Below are 18,953 nucleotides of genomic sequence, written 5' to 3'. Positions count from 1 at the left end.
AGGGCTAACCCTGCTCCTGCATTCGTCGAGCGATCGCCCGGTGCAAATCGGGAGCGGCGGTGACCAGCGCCTTGGCTGCTTCGGATTGCGGGTGATCCAGCACCTCGTTCGTGTTGCCGCGCTCGACGATCTTGCCGTCATGCATGACCAGCACCTCGTCCGTGATGGCGCGGGCGACGGTCAGGTCGTGGGTGATGAAGAGATAAGCGATGCCGAGTTTCTGGTTGAGCTCTGCGAACAGGTCGAGGATCTGGGCGCGGATCGAAACGTCGAGCGCCGAGACCGGCTCGTCGGCGACGAGGAGCTTGGGGCGCGTGATGATGGCGCGGGCGATCGACAGGCGCTGGCGCTGGCCACCTGAAAATTCGTGCGGATATTTGTCCATGTCGCGCTGGTCGAGGCCGACTTCGTGCAGCGCGTCCGCCACCATCTCGCGGCGCTCGGCGCGCGTCGGCTTCTTGTCCAGCACATGCAGGGGTTCGGCGACCAGTTTTTCAACCTTCTGGCGCGGGTCGAAGGAGCCATAGGGGTCCTGGAAGACAACCTGCATATCGCGTCTGGCAGGCTTCAGTTCCGCTTCGTTCTTGCCGGTCATGGTCTCGCCGCGAAACCGGATCGTGCCCGAGCTTGGCCGGTCCAGCGCCAGGATGATGCGCGCGAGCGTTGACTTGCCGCAGCCGGAGCGTCCGACCAGCGCCACCGACTGGCCCGGCGCCATCGACAGTGATACGTCGTCCACGGCACGAATCGAGGCTGCTCGCCTGAACAGCGATGTGCGCCGGCCGGGATAGTCGCGGGTCACGCCCTCGACTTGAAGCAAGGGTTGGCCCGATTCGACGCCATGCGGTCTTGCCCGCGCCGGCACATGCATCGAGGCTTGCGCCAACTGGCGCGTGTAGGGGTGGAGTTGTTGCGACAGCGTGCGTGCCGTGTCGCCGGCTTCCATCACCTCGCCACGACGCAGAATGGTGATGCGGTCCGCCATCTCGGTTACCACCGCGAGGTCGTGCGAAATCAGGAGCAGGCCCATGCGGCTCTCGGCGACGAGGTCGCGCAACAGGTCAAGGATTTGTGCCTGCAGCACCACGTCGAGCGCCGTGGTCGGCTCGTCGGCGATCAGCAGTTTGGGTTTCAGCGCACAGGCGATGGCGATGACGACGCGCTGGCGCTGGCCGCCCGACAGTTCGTGCGGATAGCGCGACAGCGGGAATTTCGCCGAGGGCAAGCCGACGCGGTCGAGCATTTTTCGCGCCCGCTCCTCGGCGTCGGCGCGGCTTGCTTTGGTGTGCCAGCGTATGCCTTCGGCGACCTGTTCGCCGATGGTCTTGACCGGATTGAGCGCCGTCATCGGCTCCTGGAACACCATGCCGATGTCGTCGCCGCGCAGCGCGCACATCTGGTCCTCGGTAGCCGCAAGGATGTCGATGCCGTCGAAGGTGACGCGCCCGGTGGCACGCGCGGCCCAAGGCAGAAGCTGCATCATCGTCAGCGCGGTCATCGACTTGCCCGAGCCGGACTCACCGACCAGGCCCATCACTTCGCCGGGCGCGACGGAAAGGTCGATACCGCTCAGAATTGGCGTGTCGCCGATGGTCAGCGACAGGTTCTCGATGTCGAGCAGGCTCATCGCTGCCGCCGCGATTTCGGGTCGAGGATATCGGCGATGCCGTCGCCCAGGAGGTTGAGCCCAAGCACGGTGACCACGATCGCCATGCCGGGAAAGATCGCCATCCATGGCGCCACCACCATGCGGGTCTGCGCGTCGAACAGCATGCGGCCCCAACTCGGCATTGGCGGCTGCGCGCCCAGGCCCAAATAGGAAAGCCCGGCTTCGGCCAGGATGCCGAGCGCGAACTGGATGGTGCCTTGTACCAGGAGCAGCGTAGCGATGTTGGGCAGCACATGTTCGATGCTGATCTGCGTGCTGCTCTTGCCGGCGGCGCGCGCGGCAAGAATGAACTCGCGCGGCCAGATCGCCAGCGCGCCGGCTCGGGCGACGCGCGCGAACACCGGAATGTTGAAGATGCCGATGGCGATGATGGCATTGACGGCGCCCGGCCCGAAGATGGCGGTGATCATGATCGCCGACAGCAGCGCAGGGAAGGCGAAGACGAGGTCGTTCAGCCGCATCAGCGCCTCGTCGACGAGGCCGCCGCGGGCCGCGGCAAAGGCACCGAGCGGGACGCCGACACCCATGCCGATGCCGACCGCGACGAGCGCCACGGCAATCGAATTGCGGGCGCCGACCATGACCATCGACAGGATGTCACGGCCGAAATGGTCGGTGCCGAACCAGTGCGCCAGCGAGGGCGCTTGCGTCTTGTCGGATATCACGAGTTTCGTGACATCGTAGGGCGTCCAGCCATAGGAGACGATCGCCATCGCCAGGATCAGCAAGGTGATGACGAAACCGGTAACGAAGGCGGTGTTCCTGAACGCCTTGGCCAGGATGCTGCTGAACGTCTCCTCGGGGATGTCGATGTGCAGCGTCATTGCCGGCCTCTCAGGCGCGGATCGACGATCGCATAGGAAAGATCGACGAGGAGGTTGACGGCTATGACGGCGGCAACCAGCAGCATGACGACGCTTTCGACGACGATCAGGTCGCGCTGGGTGATCGCCTGGAACACCAGCCGGCCGAGGCCGGGCAGGTAGAAGACATTCTCGATGATGATTGTGCCGGCAAGCAGGAAGGCGAATTGCAGGCCAAGGATGGTCAGCACCGGGATCATGGCGTTGCGCAGCGCGTGCCGCCACAACACGGCGCGATAGGGCAGGCCCTTGGCGCGGGCGGTGCGGATATAGTCCTCGTTGAGCACCTCGATCAGCGCCGAGCGGGTAACGCGTGCCAGGATCGCCGCTTGCGGCAAGGCAAGCGCCACTGCCGGCAGCAGCAGCGATTTCAGCGCCGGCCAGACGCCGGCGCTCCAGCCGGGAAAGCCGCCGGCCGGGACCAGCCGCAGCCACACGGCGAAGACATAGATCAGCATCAGCGCGAACCAGAAATTGGGAACGGCGACGCCAAGCTGTGCGGCGCCCATCGCCACCGTGTCGCCCGCGCGTCCGCGCCGGCTGGCGGAAAACAGGCCGACCGGGATGGCGATGAGGGTCGAGAGCGCCAGCGCGATCAGCGCCAACGGCAGCGAGACGGCAAGCCTTTCGCGCACCAGATCGATGACCGGTACCGAATAGGTGTAGGAGCGGCCGAAATCGAGGCTGAGCAAGCCGCCGGCCCAGTGCAGATAGCGCCAAGGCAGCGGCGCGTTGAGACCCATCTGGTTGCGCAGCAGCTCGACCTGGTCGGCACTGGCGTTCATGCCCAGCATCAGCCGCGCCGGATCGCCGGGAAGGATCTCCAGCACGGCGAATACCACCATGGAGGCCAGCACCAGCGTGGCGAGCGCAATGGCAAGGCGCTTGAGGAGATAGGCGGTCATGGAGGTGAAAGAACAGCTGCGTTCCCGGTCCCAAAGATCGGGCTACGGTATCGTTCTGCGGCGCCCCCCTCCGAGGGGGACGCGAAGGAGCGCAAGCGTCGCCTTTTGGCCAACAGCCTCACTCGCTCCACTTCACCTTTGTCAGGTCATTGGCCTGGATCGGCGCGTTTTCCCACAGCCCCTGCAGCTTGGCGTCCCAGACACCGACCTTGGGCAGTTCGAAGAGAAAGCCGACCACGGCATCATCGGCCAGGATCTTCTGCGCCTGCCCCAGCAGTTCCTTGCGCTTGGCTTCGTCGGAGGTGAGGTTCAGATCGGCAATCACCTTGTCGAAGGCCGGATTGTCGTAGTTGAAGTAATAATCCTTGCGCGAATAGATATCGATGTCGTTGGGCTCGGTGTGCGAGACGATGGTCAGGTCGTAGTCCTTCTTGGTGAACACCTGATCCAGCCACTGCGCCCATTCGACCGGGACGATCTCTAGATCGATGCCCACGTCGCGAAGCTCCGAGGCGATGATCTCGCCGCCGAGCCGCGCGTAAGAAGGTGGCGGCAGCTTCAGCGTTGCCTTGAAGCCGTTCTCGAGGCCTGCCTCCTTCAGCAGTTCCTTGGCCTTGGCAACGTCATGCGGATAGCGGCCGGTGAGGTCGACATAGTCCTTGTTGGCCGGCGACATGTGCGAGCCGATCGGCTGGCCGAGGCCCGCCGAGGCACCGTCGATGATCGCCTTGCGGTCGAGCGCGTAGGAGATCGCTTGCCTGACCTGCAATTTGTCGAAGGGCGGCTTCTTGTTGTTGATCGACAGGAGGGTTTCACCTTCGGTTGCGCCGATCACCACTTTGAAGCGCGGATCGTCCTTGACCTGCGCGACGCTGTCGGCATCGAAGAACGGGAAAGCCTGGATGTCGCCCGAGAGCAGTGCCGGCACATAGGCCGCGGCATCGGGAACGATGCGGAACTCGGCCTTGTCGAGGAACGCCGGCGTGCCCCAGTAATTGTCCGATTTGACCAGCGTGATCGACGATCCCTTGGCCCAGCTCTGGAATTTGAACGGGCCGGTGCCGATCGGCTTCTCCTTGTTGGTGTCGGCCGATTCCGGCGCCACGATTACCGCGTCGCCCCAGCCCATATTGTAGAGGAAGGAGCCTTGCGGGTTCTTCAGCGTGACCTTGACCGTTGCCGGATCGACGACGTCGACCTTGTCGATCGCCGCGAACAGACCCTTCTGCGCATTGACCGAGTTGTCGGCGCGCGCGCGATCCAGCGAGAATTTCACGTCGCTGGCGTCGAAATCGGTGCCGTCGTGGAATTTGACACCGGTGTGCAGCTTGAAGGTGTAGACCTTGCCGTCATCGGAAATGGTCCAGCTTTCGGCCAGATCCGGCAGCACCTCGCCATTCGGTCCGATGCGGGTCAGGCCCTCGAACACATTGGCGTAGAGAACCTCGTCGATCGCCGCGGCGGCACCGGCCGTCGGATCGAGGTGCGGCGGTTCGAGCGGAATGCCGATGACGAGATCGGTTCGCGCGGCGAATGCCGCGGTTCCAGCGGCCAGCGACAGCACCGCGGCGGCCAGAATGGTTTTCCACAATCTCATCGTGCAACTCCCATGCGTTTCAGACACGTGCTCAAACCCGGGCGATAGAAGCGTGATTTTGCCACGGAGTAAATTGCGTTTCGTTCTGCCCGGCAGGATGGCTGGGAATATTTTTGCCGTTGCAGTGCCATAGGCAGGTCGAAGCTTGTCGCGATGCGCGGCTATCCCGCGGCTGTGCCGCGCAACAGCACGTTGAGCCCGATCGCCATCACCTTGGCCGATTCGATCATGTCCGAGATCCCGACCCATTCGTCCGGCCGGTGGGCGAGGTCGAGGATGCCCGGGCCATAGGCGATGCAATCATAGATGTGGCCGATGCGGGCAATGTGCTTCTGGTCGTAGGTGCCGGGCGAAATGACATAGTCCGGTTCGCGGTCGAAGATTGCCATGATGCCTTGCGCCACCGCCTTGACCACGGGTGCGTCGCGCTCCGTCATCAGCGGCAGCACTTCCATCAGGTCGCGGATCTCGTAGTCGAATTTTTTCCGCTCGCGCTTCAGCCGGTCGAGAATGCCGGTCACTTCACCCTTGACCGTGTCGAGATCCTCCTCGAGCAGGAAGCGGCGGTCGATGGTCAGCCGGCAGGAATCGGGCACGTTGGGCGAAGGCAGGCCGGGCCGGAAATCCTCGGTCTGGCCACCATGGATGGAGTTGATGTTCATGGTCGAGCGCCTTGCGCCTTCGGGCACGACCGGCATGCGCGTCATCTTGCGGTCGAGCGCGGGGAACAGATCGTCCTCAAAGGCCTGCAGCACGGCGCCCATATGGCGTACGGCATTGTCGCCAAGGAACGGCATCGAGCCGTGCGCGATCTCGCCCCTGGTTTCGATCTCGGCCCACCAGACGCCTCGATGACCAAGGCAGATGCGATCCTTGTTCAGCGGCTCGGGAATGATGACGTGGTCGACCCTGGGTTTCGAGAAATAGCCGAGCCTGGCCAGATGGGCGACGCCGCCGAAGCCGCCGGACTCCTCGTCGACAGTGCCCGATATCTCGATGGCGCCGGGAAAGTCGGGAAACACCTCCATGAAAGCTTCTGCGGCAATGACCGAGGCGGCCAGGCCGCCCTTCATGTCGCAGGCGCCGCGGCCGTAGACCTTGCCGTCCCTGACGACCCCGGCAAAGGGGTCGACGGTCCAACCGTCGCCGGCTTCGACAACGTCGATATGCGAGTTGAAGTGGACGCAGGCGCCGGGCGACCGCCCGTCGAAACGGGCGACGACGTTCACGCGCGGGTAGCGATCGGTGTCGCCGGGCGTGCCTTCGGCGCGGATGAATTCGGTCTCGAAGCCGCTCTTCTTCAGCCGCGCACCGAGAAACTCGGCGCATGGCCTGTAAGCCTCGCCGGGTGGGTTGATGGTGGGAAAACGGATCAGGTCTGCGGTCAGCGCGACGACATCGTCGCGCCGGTCATCGATTGCCTTGAGGAGTCGCTCGTTCATGCGACAAGTTGAGCAGCGATATCAACGGTTTTGCAAGCCCGCTGGTGATGAGATCCGTGCGGCGTGTCGTTGCGGCAACTATCGCGGGAAATCGTTCAAATTCGCTGCATCGCATTGGCGAATTGGTCAAGGAGTGTGTGTTATCCCGGTCACCAGCCATTAAAAAGATGAAAAACAACGTGATGGCAGGCAAGTAAAGGGCAATCAAAGGGGTTTGATCGCATGAAAAAGACAGTTCTCATGGCAGCCGTGTTTGTCGCGATGCTGTTCGGTGCTGCGGGGCAGGGCTGGGCAGCCAGCCTCGTTGCAAACATAGACGTATCGTCACAGACGATGACGGTCAGATATGGCTTTTCAGTTTACCGGTGGAGCGTGTCCACTGCGCGACCCGGCTATTTCACGCCGCGCGGCACCTATCGTCCGCAGCGTACCGCCCGGATGTGGTATTCGCGCAAATACCATATGTCGCCGATGCCTTATTCCGTGTTCTTCCATGGCGGCTATGCCATCCATGGAACGGGCGCCGTCAGGCAGCTCGGCCGCCCGGCATCGCATGGCTGCGTGCGGCTGCACACGGCCAATGCCGCAACCTTCTATTCGATGGTGCGGGAAGTGGGTTTCGGCAACACCCGGATTGTCGTGACGAACTGAAGCCCGGTTTCGCTTGCCGTAGTATTGTCGGCTGACGCGGAACCCGCTTTCCCGCCGGCGGATCGGCTCATGTGCTTGCAATCGAAGCCGGCTGTGGGGGCCGCTTTCTCCGCCCGCCGCCGATCTCCCATCTTTTGTGGAACCACATCCACTGGCCGGGGTCTTCACGCACCCAGCGTTCGACCACGTCGGCGAGAAGCTGGGTGGTGGCGTGGACATCGACGCTGCCGTCGGCGGTACGCGGCAAGGTCAACTTGTCCTCGATCTCGAGCCGGAAGCGGTTACCCGGCAGCCTGACGCAGCGCGCCGGATAGACGTCGCAGTCGTAGTGGCGGGCAAGGGTGCCCAGCACCCGATTGCTCTGGCAGGGGCGGCCAAAGAATGTCGTCTCCAGGCCGTTGGAGAATTTCTGGTCGACAAGGATGCCGATGTTGCCGCCATTCTCCAGGACCCCCGCCAATGCAAACGAAGCGCCGGCCATCGATGGCAGCAGCGATCCCATGGTCGAGCGGCGCGTCGAAAGGATGTAGTCGGCGAGGTAGGGGTTGTTGGGCGGACGAAACAATGCCGTGATGTTCATGCCGAAGGTGGCGGCGGCCACCGGCAACAATTCAAAATTGCCGAGATGGCCGGTGAAGACGATATGCGGCTGCTTTTCGGCGGCGATCTCGACGAAATGCTCTATCCCCTTGACCTCGACGCGTCCCGGGCTGGTGGCTGCGGGATCGTAGTCGAACAGGGCGTCGAGGAAGATGTATTCTGCGGCGAGGCGAGCCATGTTGCCCCACATGTCGGAAGCGATGGTCTGGATCTCGGCTTCGCTCTTTTCCGGATAGGCCTTGCGCAGATTGTCGACGGCGACCTGATGGCGCCCCACCCAGGGGCCGATACGGCGTGCGACGCGGTCGGCGAAATTCAGTGCCCTGTCGGCCGGCAGCAGGCGCAGGATCGAGATGATCATCATCGCCGCGCGCGCAACCAGCCAGTAGTTCAACTGGCGCAGCTGCCTGCCATAGCGAAATTTGAGATCCCGGCGAAACTTCTTGAACACTGAGGTCAGGGCCCTAGCCGACGCGCAGGATGATCTTGCCGAACACGTCGCGGCTTTCCATGCGCTTCAGCGCGGCATCGATCTCGTCGAAGCCGACTTCGGTGTCGATGACCGGTGCGACCTGTCCCGCCGCCATTTTCTGCATGGCGTTGGCCATGTTCTCCATACGGCAGCCGAAGGAGCCGAGCAGTTTCAACTGCTGCTGGAACAGCTGCATCAAATTGATCTGCGTCGACACGCCCGAGGTGGAGCCGCAGGTCACCAGACGGCCGCCGCGCTTCAGGCACAGCATCGAGCCGGCAAAAGTGTCGGCGCCGACATGTTCGAAGACGACATCGACGCCCTTCTTCTTGGTCAGCTTGCGCACGACGCCTTCGAAACGGTCGTCTCGATAGTTGATGACGTGGTCGGCGCCGAGCGCCTTGGCCTTGTCGATCTTGTCGTTCGAACCGACCGTGGTGATGATCGTGCAGCCCATCCGCTTCGCCAGCTGGATGGCCGCCGAGCCGATGCCGGAGCCGCCGGCATGGACAAGAATGGTCTCGCCGGGCTGCAGTCGGGCATTGTCGAACAGCATATGCTCGACGGTGCCGAAGGTGACGGGTGCCACCGCTGCACCGATATCGGTCACGCCGGGCGGGGCGGGGACCAGCAGGCGGGCCGGCAGGTTGATCTTCTCCTGCGCGAAGCCGTCGAGATGGAAGCCGTGAACGCCCGAAACATGTTCGCAGAGATTGTCGCGGCCTTCGCGGCAGGCACGGCACAAGCCGCAGGTGCGCGCGCCGTAGATCGACACCAATTGCCCAGGCAGCAGGCTGGCAACGCCGGGACCGACCGCCTCGACCTCGCCTGAGGCCTCGGCGCCGACGACCAGCGGGAGCTTGCGCTTGGCGAAGGCCATGCCGCGCCAGCCCCAGACATCGATGTGATTCAAGGCAACTGCCTTGATGCGCAGCGTGACTTCGCCGAGTGCCGGCGGTGGCGGAGGCGGCAGGTCCACCGTCTCAAGACGGCGGTCCTCGATAAGTTGCAGTGCGCGCATGGAGCCTGTCAGTTCTGATTGGCGGAAAAAGGTCGCTTAGACCGGTTCCCGCGCCATGACAAGGCAAGTGTTCTGGCCACCGAAGCCAAAGGAGTTCGACAGAACTGTGCGAACCTCGGCGTTACGCTTTTTGTTCGGCACCACGTCGAGTACGATCGCCGGGTCCGGATTGTCGTAGTTGATGGTCGGCGGAATGACGCTTTCGCGCATCGTCATCAGCGAGAACGCCGCCTCGACGGCGCCGGCCGCCGACAGCGTGTGGCCGATCATCGATTTGTTCGACGAGACCGGCATCGAGCCGATCCGCTCGCCGAACACCGTCGACAGCGACAGATGTTCCATCTTGTCGTTTTCCGGCGTCGAGGTGCCATGGGCGTTGACGTAGTCGATCTCGTCTTTGCTCAGGCCGGCATCGGCAAGGGCGGCACGAACCGCGGCGATCGCCGGTGAACCGTCGGGCTTGGAGCGGGTGCGGTGGAAATCGTCGGCCTTCTCGCCGCAACCACGCAGGATGCCGAGAACAGTGGCGCCGCGCGCCAGCGCGGCTTCGAGCGATTCCAGCACGAGAGCGCCCGAACCCTCGGCCAGCACGAAGCCGTCGCGGTCCTTGGAGAAGGGTTTTGATGCCTTTTCCGGAATGTCGTTGTGGGTCGATAGTGCCGACAGCAGCGAGAAACGGATCAGTGCCTCGGCGGTCGCCGAACCGTCGGCGCCGATCGACAGCGCCCGGTCGCATTCGCCGCGGCGGATCGCCTCGACGCCGAGCTGGATGGCGGTTGCGCCGGAGGCGCAAGCGGTCGACAGCGTGATGGGCAGGCCGCGCGTGCCCAAGCGGTCGGCGAGCCGGTCGGCGATCGAACCGAACTGGGTGGTCTCGAAAATATCTGTCGCCTTCAGCCCGCGCGCCACCCGCAGCAGCCTTTCGGCGCCGGCATCCAGTTTGTCGGAATTATAGAGCGAGAAGCGTTCGTGCCAGTCGAGTTCGACCGGTGGCGAAGCCAGGAACAGGGGACCACCAAAGTCGCCGGAATTGAGACCGGCTTCGGCCACGGCCTCGTGCGCGGCGGTTTCGGCAAGCTCATAGGTGAGGGGGCTGGCACCTTTCGAACTCGACGCCAGGAAGTCGACGGTGCCGGAGATGCGGGTGTTGAGATGGTCGACCGGAAAGCGGGTGATCGGGTGGATGCCCGATTTGCCGGAAGTCAGCGCCGCCCAATTGTCGGCCTTGCCGACGCCAAGCGACGTCACCACGCCGATGCCGGTGACGGCGACGATTGGCCTGCCCATGTGATCGTTCAGATTGGCCATCCGGGAGCCCTCGACCTCTTATCGTTACAACATGGATTGCGCAGCGCCGCCTCAGGCGACGTTGACCAGCGCCATGCCCTCGAATTGGTGATAGCCAATCGCCGTTGCAAGGACACTTGCTGGAACGCCTTCGAACGGCTTTTCGGCTGCGGCATCAAAAACAGGGTAGGCGGCCTTGCGGTCGACGGCGAGTGCGGCCAGCGCCACGGCGAACGGAAACTGCGCTTCCTTCATATGCCCGGTCAGTGTCGAGAAGCCGCGCGAGGCGATCGCCGGATTGGCATCGAGTGCTGCTTTCTCGGCATTGGTTGCGGCATGCGCGCCCGATGCGCCCGACAGGGCAAGCAGTTTGCCGTTCGGCAATGCCGCTTGGCTGAGCAGTGCGGCGATCTCGGTATCGAGTTCCCCCCGTGACCGCCTGGCGCGGCCGGAGACGACCGGGCCGAGCTCGGCATAGATTTTCCGGCCCCGACTTGTCGCGTGTTCGCGCTGCTCCAGCACCAGGAAGGCGCCACCGGAGCCCGACACAACGCCGCCGCCCTCGGCACCCTGTCTTTGCCAGACGGGCTTCCACGGGCCGCGATGCAGATAGCCGGCAAGCTCATAGCCGAGCAGCATGTCGGAATGTTCGGTCTGGAAGGCGCCGCCGACCAGGATGTGCGTCGACTGGCCGGAGCGGATGCGCGCGGCGGCCGTCTCGACGGCGGAGACGCCCGCACCTTCCTCACCCATGAAGGTTCGCGACGAGCCGGTCACCTTGTGGACGATGGAGATGTTGCCGGCGAGCAGATTGGAAAGCTGGGCCAGGAACAGCGTCGGCCGCAATTCGGTGGTCAGCTTCTCATTGAGCAGCACGTCGCGGTCGTTGCGGCTTTCCGAAGCGGCGAGAATGGCGGCGTCGACCGCTTCGTCGCGCTCGCCGCCACCGGCGGCCACAACCATGTCCATGGTCGTGCAGAGCTCGTCATTGCCCTTGATGCCGGCGTCGTCCAGCGCCAGGCCGGCAGCATAGGTGCCGAGCCGCTGCCAGGTTTCCATCTGCCGCTGGTCGCCGCGCTTGGCGATCTGCAGGTTCCAGTCGATCTCCGGCAGCGGATGGACGGTGTAGGGCGCAAAGCGCGCCGCTTCGAGCACCGGCTGCAGGCCCGGCTGGGCAAGCTTCTGCCAGTGGGCATCCGGACCCTCTCCCAGCGAGGAGACAAGGCCGATACCAGTGATGACGACGTCGCGGGGGCTGCTCATGAGCGGCTTTGTGGGTCAGGCGGCAGAGCGCGTCAAGGTCGCGCGCTCAACTGACGTCAGGCGTTCTTGGCGGCGACCAGCGCGTCGATCTTGGCGCACAGGTTCTTCATGACGAAGTAATCGTCGGTCGAAGCCTTGCCGTCATTGACCTCCTGGGTCCACTTTTCCAGTGGCACCTTGATGCCGAATTCCTTGTCGATGGCGAAGACGATGTCGAGGAAGTCGAGGCTATCGATGCCGAGATCGTCGATCGTGTGGCTCTCGGGCGTGATGGTGTCGATATCGATCTCGCTGGTGTCGGCAATGATCTTGGCGACTTTGTCGAACGTGGTGGACAAGGGGCTTTTCCTTCGGTTGCGGGCGGAATCTGTCCGCATGTGTTTGGGCGCTGTCTAATCGGTTTTTCCCGACAGGAAAAGGCCTGATACGCCGGGCGCAGATGGGTAGGGTGCTCAAGAAACGCAAGAAGGGCCGCCGGTTGACCCGGCGGCCCTTCCTGTTGACGTAACGTCAGCTCAGCTGTCGCGGAGCTTGACGAGGTCGTTGAGCAGTCCGCCCGTTCCGTTGTGGACGGTCAGTCGCTCGACCTTGCCAGCGATGGTTTCCAGAGCTTCGAGCTCCTTCAGCCGCAGCATCACCGGGTTCTCCGCCATCACCCGGGCCGTGTTGAGCAGCGAACGCGTGGCGTTCGTCTCCTCGCGGCGGCGGATGATGTTGGCCTCGGCCTGCTTTTCGGCCGACACCACCTGGTTGAGGATCTCACGCATCTCGCCCGGCAGGATGACATCCTTGAGGGCGATATCGCTGACCTCCACCCCGATCTCGGCCATATCGGCGCGGACCTTGGTCGCGGCCTCCTCGTCGACCGTCACCTTCTTTTCAAGGATCTGGTCGAGCGTCAGCGCGCTCAGCGTCTTGCGGAAGGCATACTGCAGGGCGCGGTAGAGGGCCTCGGAGAAGTCCTTCACGGTGCTCACCGCCTTGACCGGATCGACAACCCGGTATTCGGCGGCGATGTTGACGCGGATCGTGACGTGATCCTTGGTCAACACTTCCTGCCCGGCGACATCGAGCGACTGGCGTTTGAGGTCGACGACCTTGATCTGCACCATGCGTCCGACGTTCCAGAAGCCATGCACGCCCGCCGTCAGCGTCCTGACCAGGACACCGTCGATGAACAGCAGTCCTGCCTGGCCGTCGACGACCGGATGGACGGACATCAAATCCGCCTTCCGGGCCTGGCCGAGCCGGCGCATGACCGCCGCATCGATGGCGAGGTCGGCCGAGGTGTCGATCACCGTCACCTTCCACGGACCGGCATCCGTCCACAGCACCAGCTTGCGATCCGGCGCCACAACGGCGTGCAGGTTGCCGTCACGCTCGATGACGGCGACGTCCGTGCGCCCTGTGCGAACGACGGTGAAATGACGCGCGGCCACATCCGGGAGCTTGTCGAACAACGCCTTCTCGTATGCAGAAACGAATTCCGGGTTCTTCAGATCGTGCCGCGACACCTCGAGGCTTCCGCGCCGGTTGGCGAGCCAATGCTCGCCCGGCAACAGGACAGCCTTGATCTCACCCTTGTAGAGGGTGAGGGCACGTTCGTTTTCCCTAACGAGGACGCGCTCGCGTCCAAGAACCTTGTCGAGAATGGTCATTGTCTTACTCCTGTCGGGCATGGCCCCATGCGAGGCGTCAAGTCATGCGTCGATCTTCCCTTCGTTTCTCGTTTCACATCGTCTCTTGCGTCATGTCCGGGCACGAATGATCCGGGGACTGGTGGCATCAATCCGTGGCGGGCCTTCGGGAGCGGATCGCGGGGCAGCGAAGCGGACGCCGGAGGCCTTGGCCTCCCTTGCCGGCGACGCTGCGCCTTGACCATCACCGCGGGCCTGGCCGCGAGCCGATGGCGTCAGACTTTCAGGATGGCTCGCGCCCGAAGGCTTGGGCCGTCCGTCAGATCTTCAGCATTCCAGTCCCCGGACCGTTTTTCAGATAACACCGTGGCAGGGTGCTGGCTTATCAGGCCAATGGAGAAGGATTCGAACCTTCGACAGTCAGATTAACAGTCTGATGCTCTTCCCAACTGAGCTATCCGTTGTGCAGATGACGGGACTCGAACCCACAACCTCCGGGCCAAGTCCGGCGCTCTCCCAATTGAGCTACACCCGCGATCCCAATCCCCAAAGCGGCGCCGTATACAGGGCGGTCAAAGCCGCCTGCACGGGCGGAGACGAAAGCTCCAACCGTTGTGCTCACTTCGGTTTTCGTGACCGGGTGCGCGCCTATAGCCCCTGCGACGGGTTGTCGCAAGCGGCATTGTCGTGGTCAATTTGCGGCTTCTTACAGTGGTGGCATTTCGGCAACACTGCCGAGGTCAGAACGTGACGCGGCCGAGCACACGCAGGCCGTCGCCCTGCGGCTCGACAACCACGGCTTCGCCTTCGCGCGGCGAAACGCCGGTCAGCGCCAAGATGTCCTCCAGATGCGTGACCATGACCAGATTGTCGGAGCCGGAGTAGGCGCGGATTTCCTTCATGATTGCCGCGATCTGTGCCGCCTTCTGCGTTTCGTCGCCCTTCAACAGGTCGAGCGGCGCGAAGAGCTCCGGCTCGGCCTCGAAAGCGATGCGCGCGGTGTCGAGGCAACGACAATAGCGGCTGGACAGCACGCGCTCGATGGGCGCTGCACGAGCGGCAAACAGGGCGCCGATCTTGCTCGCCTGCTGCTTGCCGCGCGCCGACAGGTTGACCTGGGTGGCGCAGCTGTCGATGTCGAAATTGGCCGGATCGGTGGTGCCGGTGACCATGGCATGACGCAGCAGCACGACATGGCCGCCGTCGCTCAACAGCGCCCAGCCGGCGTCCGTTGCATGGGCCGCGGCCGGGACGGCGAGCAGAAGCAAAGCCAGCACAAATCGAATCATAGGCTATCCTTCTCCGGTTCCCGGCAATGGGTTCCGGTGATTGGACATATAGGGATGGTAAAGCCAGCCGAAAGACAAGGCGCGGTCGGACCGAGCCCTACTTCTTCGCCATCTGCTTCTTCACCAGATCGATCTTCTGGTCAGTCAATGGAATGGGCATCGTGTAGCCGGCTTCGGTAAAGCCCTGCTTGGCGTTCTCGAAGAATTCGATCGCCTTTTGATATTCGGCCTTGCCGCCGCCATAGCTGGCGCGGTTCCAGTGGATGTCACCGAGATTGTTCTGTTCGAACGCCCACTGCATCGGCTGGCTTTCGCGGGTGAACACCTTCAGCGTTGCCGTGAAAGCCGCCTCGGCATCGCTGAGATATTTGTCGGTCCGCTGGAGATTGCCGAGGTTGAGCAGGCTCATGCCGATGCCGTTCTGGGCATTGGCCCAGTCGACGGGCGCCGCCTCGATGGTTAGCACCTCAAGTGCTGCCCTGCGGGCGGCGATGGACTCAAGCAAGGTCTTGGGATCGGCATTGCTCATGCTTAGCCAGTGCAGCGCCGAGCCGACGCCGGCCTGGGCCAATGCCCATTGCCGAGGGTTCGTCTCGCGCTTGTATTCGCGCAACGCATCGCGATAGGCGGCAATGGCCTTGCCGTAGTGTTCCGGCCTGTCGGTCACACCGCCAAGAAGCTGCATCGTGTTGCCGAGATTGTACTGGCTCATTGCCCAGTCGAGGGGGAATTTCCGCCTGACATAAACCTGTCGGGCAGCCTGGAACGCCGCGGCCGACTGTTCGAGCTTGGCCGCATCGAGGGTACGCTGGCCAAGCGTCTGGTAGATCGAACCGAGATTGTTCTGGGCTGATGCCCAGTCCATCGGAAAACGCTGCCGGGTAAACACCGTCAGCGCATCGTCATAGGCCGCCGCTGCCTCTTCGAGAGCGCCGGTGCCCAGGTCAAAGCGAGCGACGCCGCTCAGCGCGTTGCCAAGATTCAGCCGGCTGGTCGCCCACGAGACCGGGAAGGTTTCACGGGTTCGCACCTCGAGTGCGGCGCGGAACGCATCGGCCGCCTCGTTGATCTTCGCCTTGTCGTTGAGCTGGATGCCGAGCGACACGAGCGTGTTGCCGAGATTGTTCTCGACCATCGCCCATTCCACCGGCGCTTTTTCGCGGGTGTATTCCTCCAGCGCCAGCCGGTAGGCCACCTCCGCTTGCGGCAGATGCTCGCCGGCGGCCTCGCGCTCGGATAGCGCATAGAGCGCCAGGCCGAGATTGTTCTGCGAAGCTGCCCAGTCGAGCGGCACCTTGTCGCGCGGGCGCTTCTCCAGCGTGGCGCGCATCGCCGCCACAGCTTCATTCAGGCGCTTCGGGTCGCTCTCGCGCTCACCGATCTTCAACAGCACATTGGCCAGATTGTTCTGCGCGGCGGCCCAGTTGAGATCGTCCTTCTCGCGCACGAACACGATGAGGGAGTCGCGAAAGATCTGCGCCGCCTCTTCGAGATGCGCGGTTTCGGTCTCGCGCTCGCCGATGGTCTGCAGCACCACCGCCATGTTGTTGCGGGTGATCGCCCAGTCGCGATTCTGCTCGCCGTTGGGAATGAAATTCAGGATGATGCGATAGGCCTCTATGGAGTGCTGCAGCGCATCGAGATCGCCGGTGGCATAGCCGAAAGCATTCAACGCTTCGGCTTGCTGGTTCTTATAGTTCCAGCGCTGCTTGTCGTCCCATTTTTCGGCCAGCGAAAACGCCTTGGCGTAATCGTTGGCTGCGGACTTGTAGTCGAAGACCAGCGCAGAGGCATCGGCGCGCCTGGCATAGATCGCGGCATCGGCAAGGCGCTTCTGCTTGACGAGGTCTTCGGCTTCATCGACCGCATCGCTTGTCTGCTCGACCCGGCCGACTGCGTCATCGAGAAATTTGCGCGCGGTCACGATGGCGCCCTGGCCGATGGCCTTGTCGGCGGAGGCGACGAGGCGCTTGATTTCGGGATCGTCGGTGCGCAGCGCGGCGCGCTCGGACATCATCTTTTTCAGGCGCTCGGCCTGGGCGTCGAGCACCTTTTGCAGATCTGTCGGGTCCTCGGGGATTTTTTCCGTGCCGAGCGCCTTCAGCACGCCATAGAGCGCGTCGAGCGGCACGCCTTCCTCCAGCGAGGCCAGTTCAACTTGCGCCCGCTTCGGGTCGGGCAGGTCGGAAATGGTCAACAGCAGCTGCCGCCGCTCGCCGGTGATCAACCCGTCGTCGCCGGTCGGTTCCAGTGGTGCAATGCCGAAATAGAGCAGGCGGCGCAGGCTCTCATTGACCCAGGGGCGCTGCTTGGCCCTGGTGTCGAGATAGACCTCCTCCGTCACCATGCGCATGACCGAGCCGAACTCGGTGCCTTTCATTGCCGACAGATGGCGCAGCAGGGCTGCCGCATAGGGGCTGTTTTCGCCGGCGGCGCCATCGAGCGCCGGGCGGCCCGGTTCGGCGGCAAAGCCGACCACGGTGCCTAGGCTTTCGTCTGTCGCCGGCGTGTTGCCGAGCGCCTTGGCGCCACGCACCGGTTCCAGCCCACCAGCCCCAATGGGCGAGGCGGAGGCTGTTGGCGCGCGTCGCACCACGGCGTCCGCCGGAAACGGATTTGTGCGGCAGGCATCGAGCAGCACGATCGTCACCGGCACGGTCTTTTTCAAAGCGTCCATGACGGCGGAAATCGGCACCAGGGTGGCGTCGGCATCCTTCAGAGACGACACGCCGGCATCAACCGGAACCAGATAGTTCTCGCCGCCGGCCTCGATGCCATGGCCGGAATAATAGATGAAGGCGACATCGGCTCCTTCGGCATCCTCCGCGAAACGCTCCAGGTCCCGCTTCAGCTTGGTGGCGTCGCGGTCGGTGACATTGCGCGCGTCGAAGCCGAGGTCGGTCAGCATCTTGGCCATGTCGCGCGCGTCGTTGGCCGGGTTGGGGAGGGCGGCGATGTGTTCGTATTTCGACTGGCCGATGATCAGCGCCACGCCCTTGAGGCTTTTCGTTTCGGCGGCCTCAAGCGCTGTCGCGGCAAGGCAAAACAGGGCGGCGGCGAAAGCTGTCAGCCACGCCTGCCGGACAAGATTACGCTTTGAAGGTTCGACAAAGGCCATTTGTCGTCCGCGCCCGCCCTGATAATCCAAACCCTCTATAACGCTGCCAGCCGACGATGATCAAATTCAGGCGCGATTGCGCCGCGACCGTGGCTCGCCTATCCCTGGAAAAATGTCTCCGCTCACCGAAACCGTCCTCTTCGTCTTCAGCCTCGTCGCGCTCGGCTATCTCGCCGGGTTCACCGGCTATCTGAAGCCGGCGAGCGGCGAGGGGATATCCGATTTCGCGGTCAGCGTGGCGATGCCGCTGCTGTTGTTCCAGACCATGGTGAATGCCGATTTCCACGGTGTCGCGCCATGGTCCCTTTGGGGCGCCTATTTCGCGGCAGTGGCAATCACCTGGGCCGCCGGCCATGTCGTCACCACGCGGATTTTCGGACGGGATGCACGCGCCGGGGTCGTCGGTGGCGTGTCGTCGGCCTACTCCAATGTCGTGCTGCTCGGCGCTCCCTTCATCCTTGGCATATTCGGCCCGAGCGGCTTCGAAGTGCTGTCGCTGCTCGTTTCCGTGCACCTGCCGATCATGATGATGGCTTCGATCGTGCTGTTCGAGATGTTCGGCCGCGGCGGTGGCGAGCCGATGCATCCCTTGCGCATCGTCCGCAGTTTCCTGAGACGGCTGTTCATCAATCCGCTGATCATCGGCATTCTGGTGGGGTTGGCATGGCGCCTCAGCGGTGTGCCGCTGCCCGAGCTTGTCATGCGGCTGGTCGATGCGCTGGCCGATACGGCCGGGCCCGTGGCGCTTTTCGCCATGGGGCTCAGCCTGCGCCGCTTCGGCATTTCCGGCAATGTCCGGCCTGCGCTGGCGCTTTCGGTGCTGAAGCTTTTCCTGATGCCGGCGCTGGTTCTTGCCTTCGTCTGGCTGCTCGGCCTGCCGCCCTTGACGGCCAAGGTGGCGGTCGTGGTCGCGGCGCTGCCGTCCGGCATCAATTCCTATCTCATCGCTGTCCAGTTCAACACCGGCCAGGCGCTGGCGTCGAACCAGATGACCATCGCCACGGCCTGCGCCGCCGTCACCACTGCTTTCTGGCTGACGGTGGTCGTGCAGGTATTCGGGTAGGGTATTTGAGACGCGTTCATGCCATCTTGCCCTCGTCTCGCGCTGGCCCAACCCCTATATGCCATCTTGCGATTGC

Annotated in this window: 15 protein-coding genes and 2 tRNA genes; 2 read left to right on the top strand and 15 right to left on the bottom strand. The window is 63.5% G+C overall.

Translation table 11 applies throughout. The features are described from left to right. Window positions 1–4: 4 nt before the first annotated feature. The 5 genes from AC1D10_RS12370 to AC1D10_RS12350 all read right to left on the bottom strand — a co-directional run bounded on the left by AC1D10_RS12370 (window position 5) and on the right by AC1D10_RS12350 (window position 6,476). Window positions 5–1,627 (bottom strand): ABC transporter ATP-binding protein, encoded by a 1,623-nt coding sequence (locus tag AC1D10_RS12370; protein WP_477271980.1) that lies wholly within the window; start codon window positions 1,625–1,627, stop codon window positions 5–7. Beyond that, the gene (locus AC1D10_RS12365) at window positions 1,624–2,493 is read right to left on the bottom strand and encodes an ABC transporter permease (RefSeq protein WP_477271978.1); all 870 of its coding nucleotides are present in this window, start codon (window positions 2,491–2,493) and stop codon (window positions 1,624–1,626) included. The genes AC1D10_RS12370 and AC1D10_RS12365 overlap by 4 nt, the downstream gene beginning before the upstream one ends. Next, the gene (locus tag AC1D10_RS12360) at window positions 2,490–3,437 is read right to left on the bottom strand and encodes an ABC transporter permease (protein ID WP_477271976.1); all 948 of its coding nucleotides are present in this window, start codon (window positions 3,435–3,437) and stop codon (window positions 2,490–2,492) included. Before AC1D10_RS12360 ends, AC1D10_RS12365 begins: the two co-directional genes overlap by 4 nt. Before the next feature lie 118 nt (window positions 3,438–3,555). Beyond that, window positions 3,556–5,034, bottom strand: coding sequence for an ABC transporter substrate-binding protein (locus tag AC1D10_RS12355; RefSeq protein ID WP_477271974.1), 1,479 nt, complete (start codon window positions 5,032–5,034; stop codon window positions 3,556–3,558). Window positions 5,035–5,195: 161 nt separating this feature from the next. Then, the gene (locus tag AC1D10_RS12350; protein WP_477271972.1) at window positions 5,196–6,476 is read right to left on the bottom strand and encodes an acetylornithine deacetylase/succinyl-diaminopimelate desuccinylase family protein; all 1,281 of its coding nucleotides are present in this window, start codon (window positions 6,474–6,476) and stop codon (window positions 5,196–5,198) included. 222 nt (window positions 6,477–6,698) lie between these two features. On the opposite strand from AC1D10_RS12350, the gene AC1D10_RS12345 reads away from it, so the two are divergent. Beyond that, window positions 6,699–7,127 (top strand): L,D-transpeptidase, encoded by a 429-nt coding sequence (locus AC1D10_RS12345; protein ID WP_477271970.1) that lies wholly within the window; start codon window positions 6,699–6,701, stop codon window positions 7,125–7,127. A gap of 67 nt (window positions 7,128–7,194) precedes the next feature. Here the strand turns inward: AC1D10_RS12345 and AC1D10_RS12340 are convergent, their stop codons facing one another. From AC1D10_RS12340 to AC1D10_RS12295, 10 genes are all read right to left on the bottom strand, one after another. Then, window positions 7,195–8,178: a lipid A biosynthesis lauroyl acyltransferase gene (locus AC1D10_RS12340; protein WP_477271968.1), complete on the bottom strand. Its 984-nt coding sequence runs from the start codon at window positions 8,176–8,178 to the stop codon at window positions 7,195–7,197. Window positions 8,179–8,191: 13 nt separating this feature from the next. Continuing rightward, entirely contained in the window at window positions 8,192–9,220 is a 1,029-nt protein-coding gene (locus tag AC1D10_RS12335) for a zinc-binding dehydrogenase (protein ID WP_477271966.1), read from the bottom strand. 36 nt (window positions 9,221–9,256) lie between these two features. Next, window positions 9,257–10,528 (bottom strand): beta-ketoacyl-ACP synthase, encoded by a 1,272-nt coding sequence (locus AC1D10_RS12330; RefSeq protein ID WP_477271964.1) that lies wholly within the window; start codon window positions 10,526–10,528, stop codon window positions 9,257–9,259. A 51-nt stretch (window positions 10,529–10,579) separates the two neighbouring features. Beyond that, on the bottom strand, window positions 10,580–11,770 hold the full coding sequence (locus AC1D10_RS12325; protein ID WP_477271962.1) for a beta-ketoacyl-ACP synthase: 1,191 nt from the start codon (window positions 11,768–11,770) through the stop codon (window positions 10,580–10,582). 56 nt (window positions 11,771–11,826) lie between these two features. After that, a complete protein-coding gene (locus tag AC1D10_RS12320) occupies window positions 11,827–12,108 on the bottom strand; it encodes an acyl carrier protein (RefSeq protein WP_006335407.1) in 282 nt (93 codons plus the stop codon). Between the two features lie 177 nt (window positions 12,109–12,285). Further along, window positions 12,286–13,428 carry a slipin family protein gene (locus tag AC1D10_RS12315; protein WP_477271959.1) on the bottom strand — a complete coding sequence of 381 codons (1,143 nt, stop codon included), beginning with the start codon at window positions 13,426–13,428 and terminating at the stop codon, window positions 12,286–12,288. Window positions 13,429–13,797: 369 nt separating this feature from the next. Next, window positions 13,798–13,871 (bottom strand) — tRNA-Asn (locus tag AC1D10_RS12310). Further along, a tRNA-Gln gene (locus AC1D10_RS12305) sits at window positions 13,872–13,942 on the bottom strand. It lies immediately after the preceding tRNA gene. 205 nt (window positions 13,943–14,147) lie between these two features. Then, the gene (locus AC1D10_RS12300) at window positions 14,148–14,696 is read right to left on the bottom strand and encodes a histidine phosphatase family protein (protein WP_477271957.1); all 549 of its coding nucleotides are present in this window, start codon (window positions 14,694–14,696) and stop codon (window positions 14,148–14,150) included. Window positions 14,697–14,793: 97 nt separating this feature from the next. Further along, window positions 14,794–17,814 (bottom strand): caspase family protein, encoded by a 3,021-nt coding sequence (locus tag AC1D10_RS12295; protein WP_477271955.1) that lies wholly within the window; start codon window positions 17,812–17,814, stop codon window positions 14,794–14,796. Window positions 17,815–17,926: 112 nt separating this feature from the next. Between AC1D10_RS12295 and AC1D10_RS12290 the strand changes: the two genes are divergently transcribed. Further along, a complete protein-coding gene (locus AC1D10_RS12290; protein ID WP_477271953.1) occupies window positions 17,927–18,877 on the top strand; it encodes an AEC family transporter in 951 nt (316 codons plus the stop codon). Window positions 18,878–18,953 lie beyond the last annotated feature (76 nt).

This window comes from Mesorhizobium sp. P2_A8 (assembly GCF_056404935.1).
Note: the sequence above shows the minus strand (reverse complement) of the source record. Positions and strands in the feature narration are given on the sequence as shown.

Excerpts from the sequence above, each read along its gene's own strand:
- AC1D10_RS12370 (WP_477271980.1), bottom strand. The coding sequence starts at position 1,627 with ATGAGCCTGCTCGACATCGAGAACCTGTCGCTGACCATCGGCGACACG.
- AC1D10_RS12365 (WP_477271978.1), bottom strand. The coding sequence starts at position 2,493 with ATGACGCTGCACATCGACATCCCCGAGGAGACGTTCAGCAGCATCCTG.
- AC1D10_RS12360 (WP_477271976.1), bottom strand. The coding sequence starts at position 3,437 with ATGACCGCCTATCTCCTCAAGCGCCTTGCCATTGCGCTCGCCACGCTG.
- AC1D10_RS12355 (WP_477271974.1), bottom strand. The coding sequence starts at position 5,034 with ATGAGATTGTGGAAAACCATTCTGGCCGCCGCGGTGCTGTCGCTGGCC.
- AC1D10_RS12350 (WP_477271972.1), bottom strand. The coding sequence starts at position 6,476 with ATGAACGAGCGACTCCTCAAGGCAATCGATGACCGGCGCGACGATGTC.
- AC1D10_RS12345 (WP_477271970.1), top strand. The coding sequence starts at position 6,699 with ATGAAAAAGACAGTTCTCATGGCAGCCGTGTTTGTCGCGATGCTGTTC.
- AC1D10_RS12335 (WP_477271966.1), bottom strand. The coding sequence starts at position 9,220 with ATGCGCGCACTGCAACTTATCGAGGACCGCCGTCTTGAGACGGTGGAC.
- AC1D10_RS12330 (WP_477271964.1), bottom strand. The coding sequence starts at position 10,528 with ATGGCCAATCTGAACGATCACATGGGCAGGCCAATCGTCGCCGTCACC.
- AC1D10_RS12325 (WP_477271962.1), bottom strand. The coding sequence starts at position 11,770 with ATGAGCAGCCCCCGCGACGTCGTCATCACTGGTATCGGCCTTGTCTCC.
- AC1D10_RS12315 (WP_477271959.1), bottom strand. The coding sequence starts at position 13,428 with ATGACCATTCTCGACAAGGTTCTTGGACGCGAGCGCGTCCTCGTTAGG.
- AC1D10_RS12300 (WP_477271957.1), bottom strand. The coding sequence starts at position 14,696 with ATGATTCGATTTGTGCTGGCTTTGCTTCTGCTCGCCGTCCCGGCCGCG.
- AC1D10_RS12295 (WP_477271955.1), bottom strand. The coding sequence starts at position 17,814 with ATGGCCTTTGTCGAACCTTCAAAGCGTAATCTTGTCCGGCAGGCGTGG.
- AC1D10_RS12290 (WP_477271953.1), top strand. The coding sequence starts at position 17,927 with ATGTCTCCGCTCACCGAAACCGTCCTCTTCGTCTTCAGCCTCGTCGCG.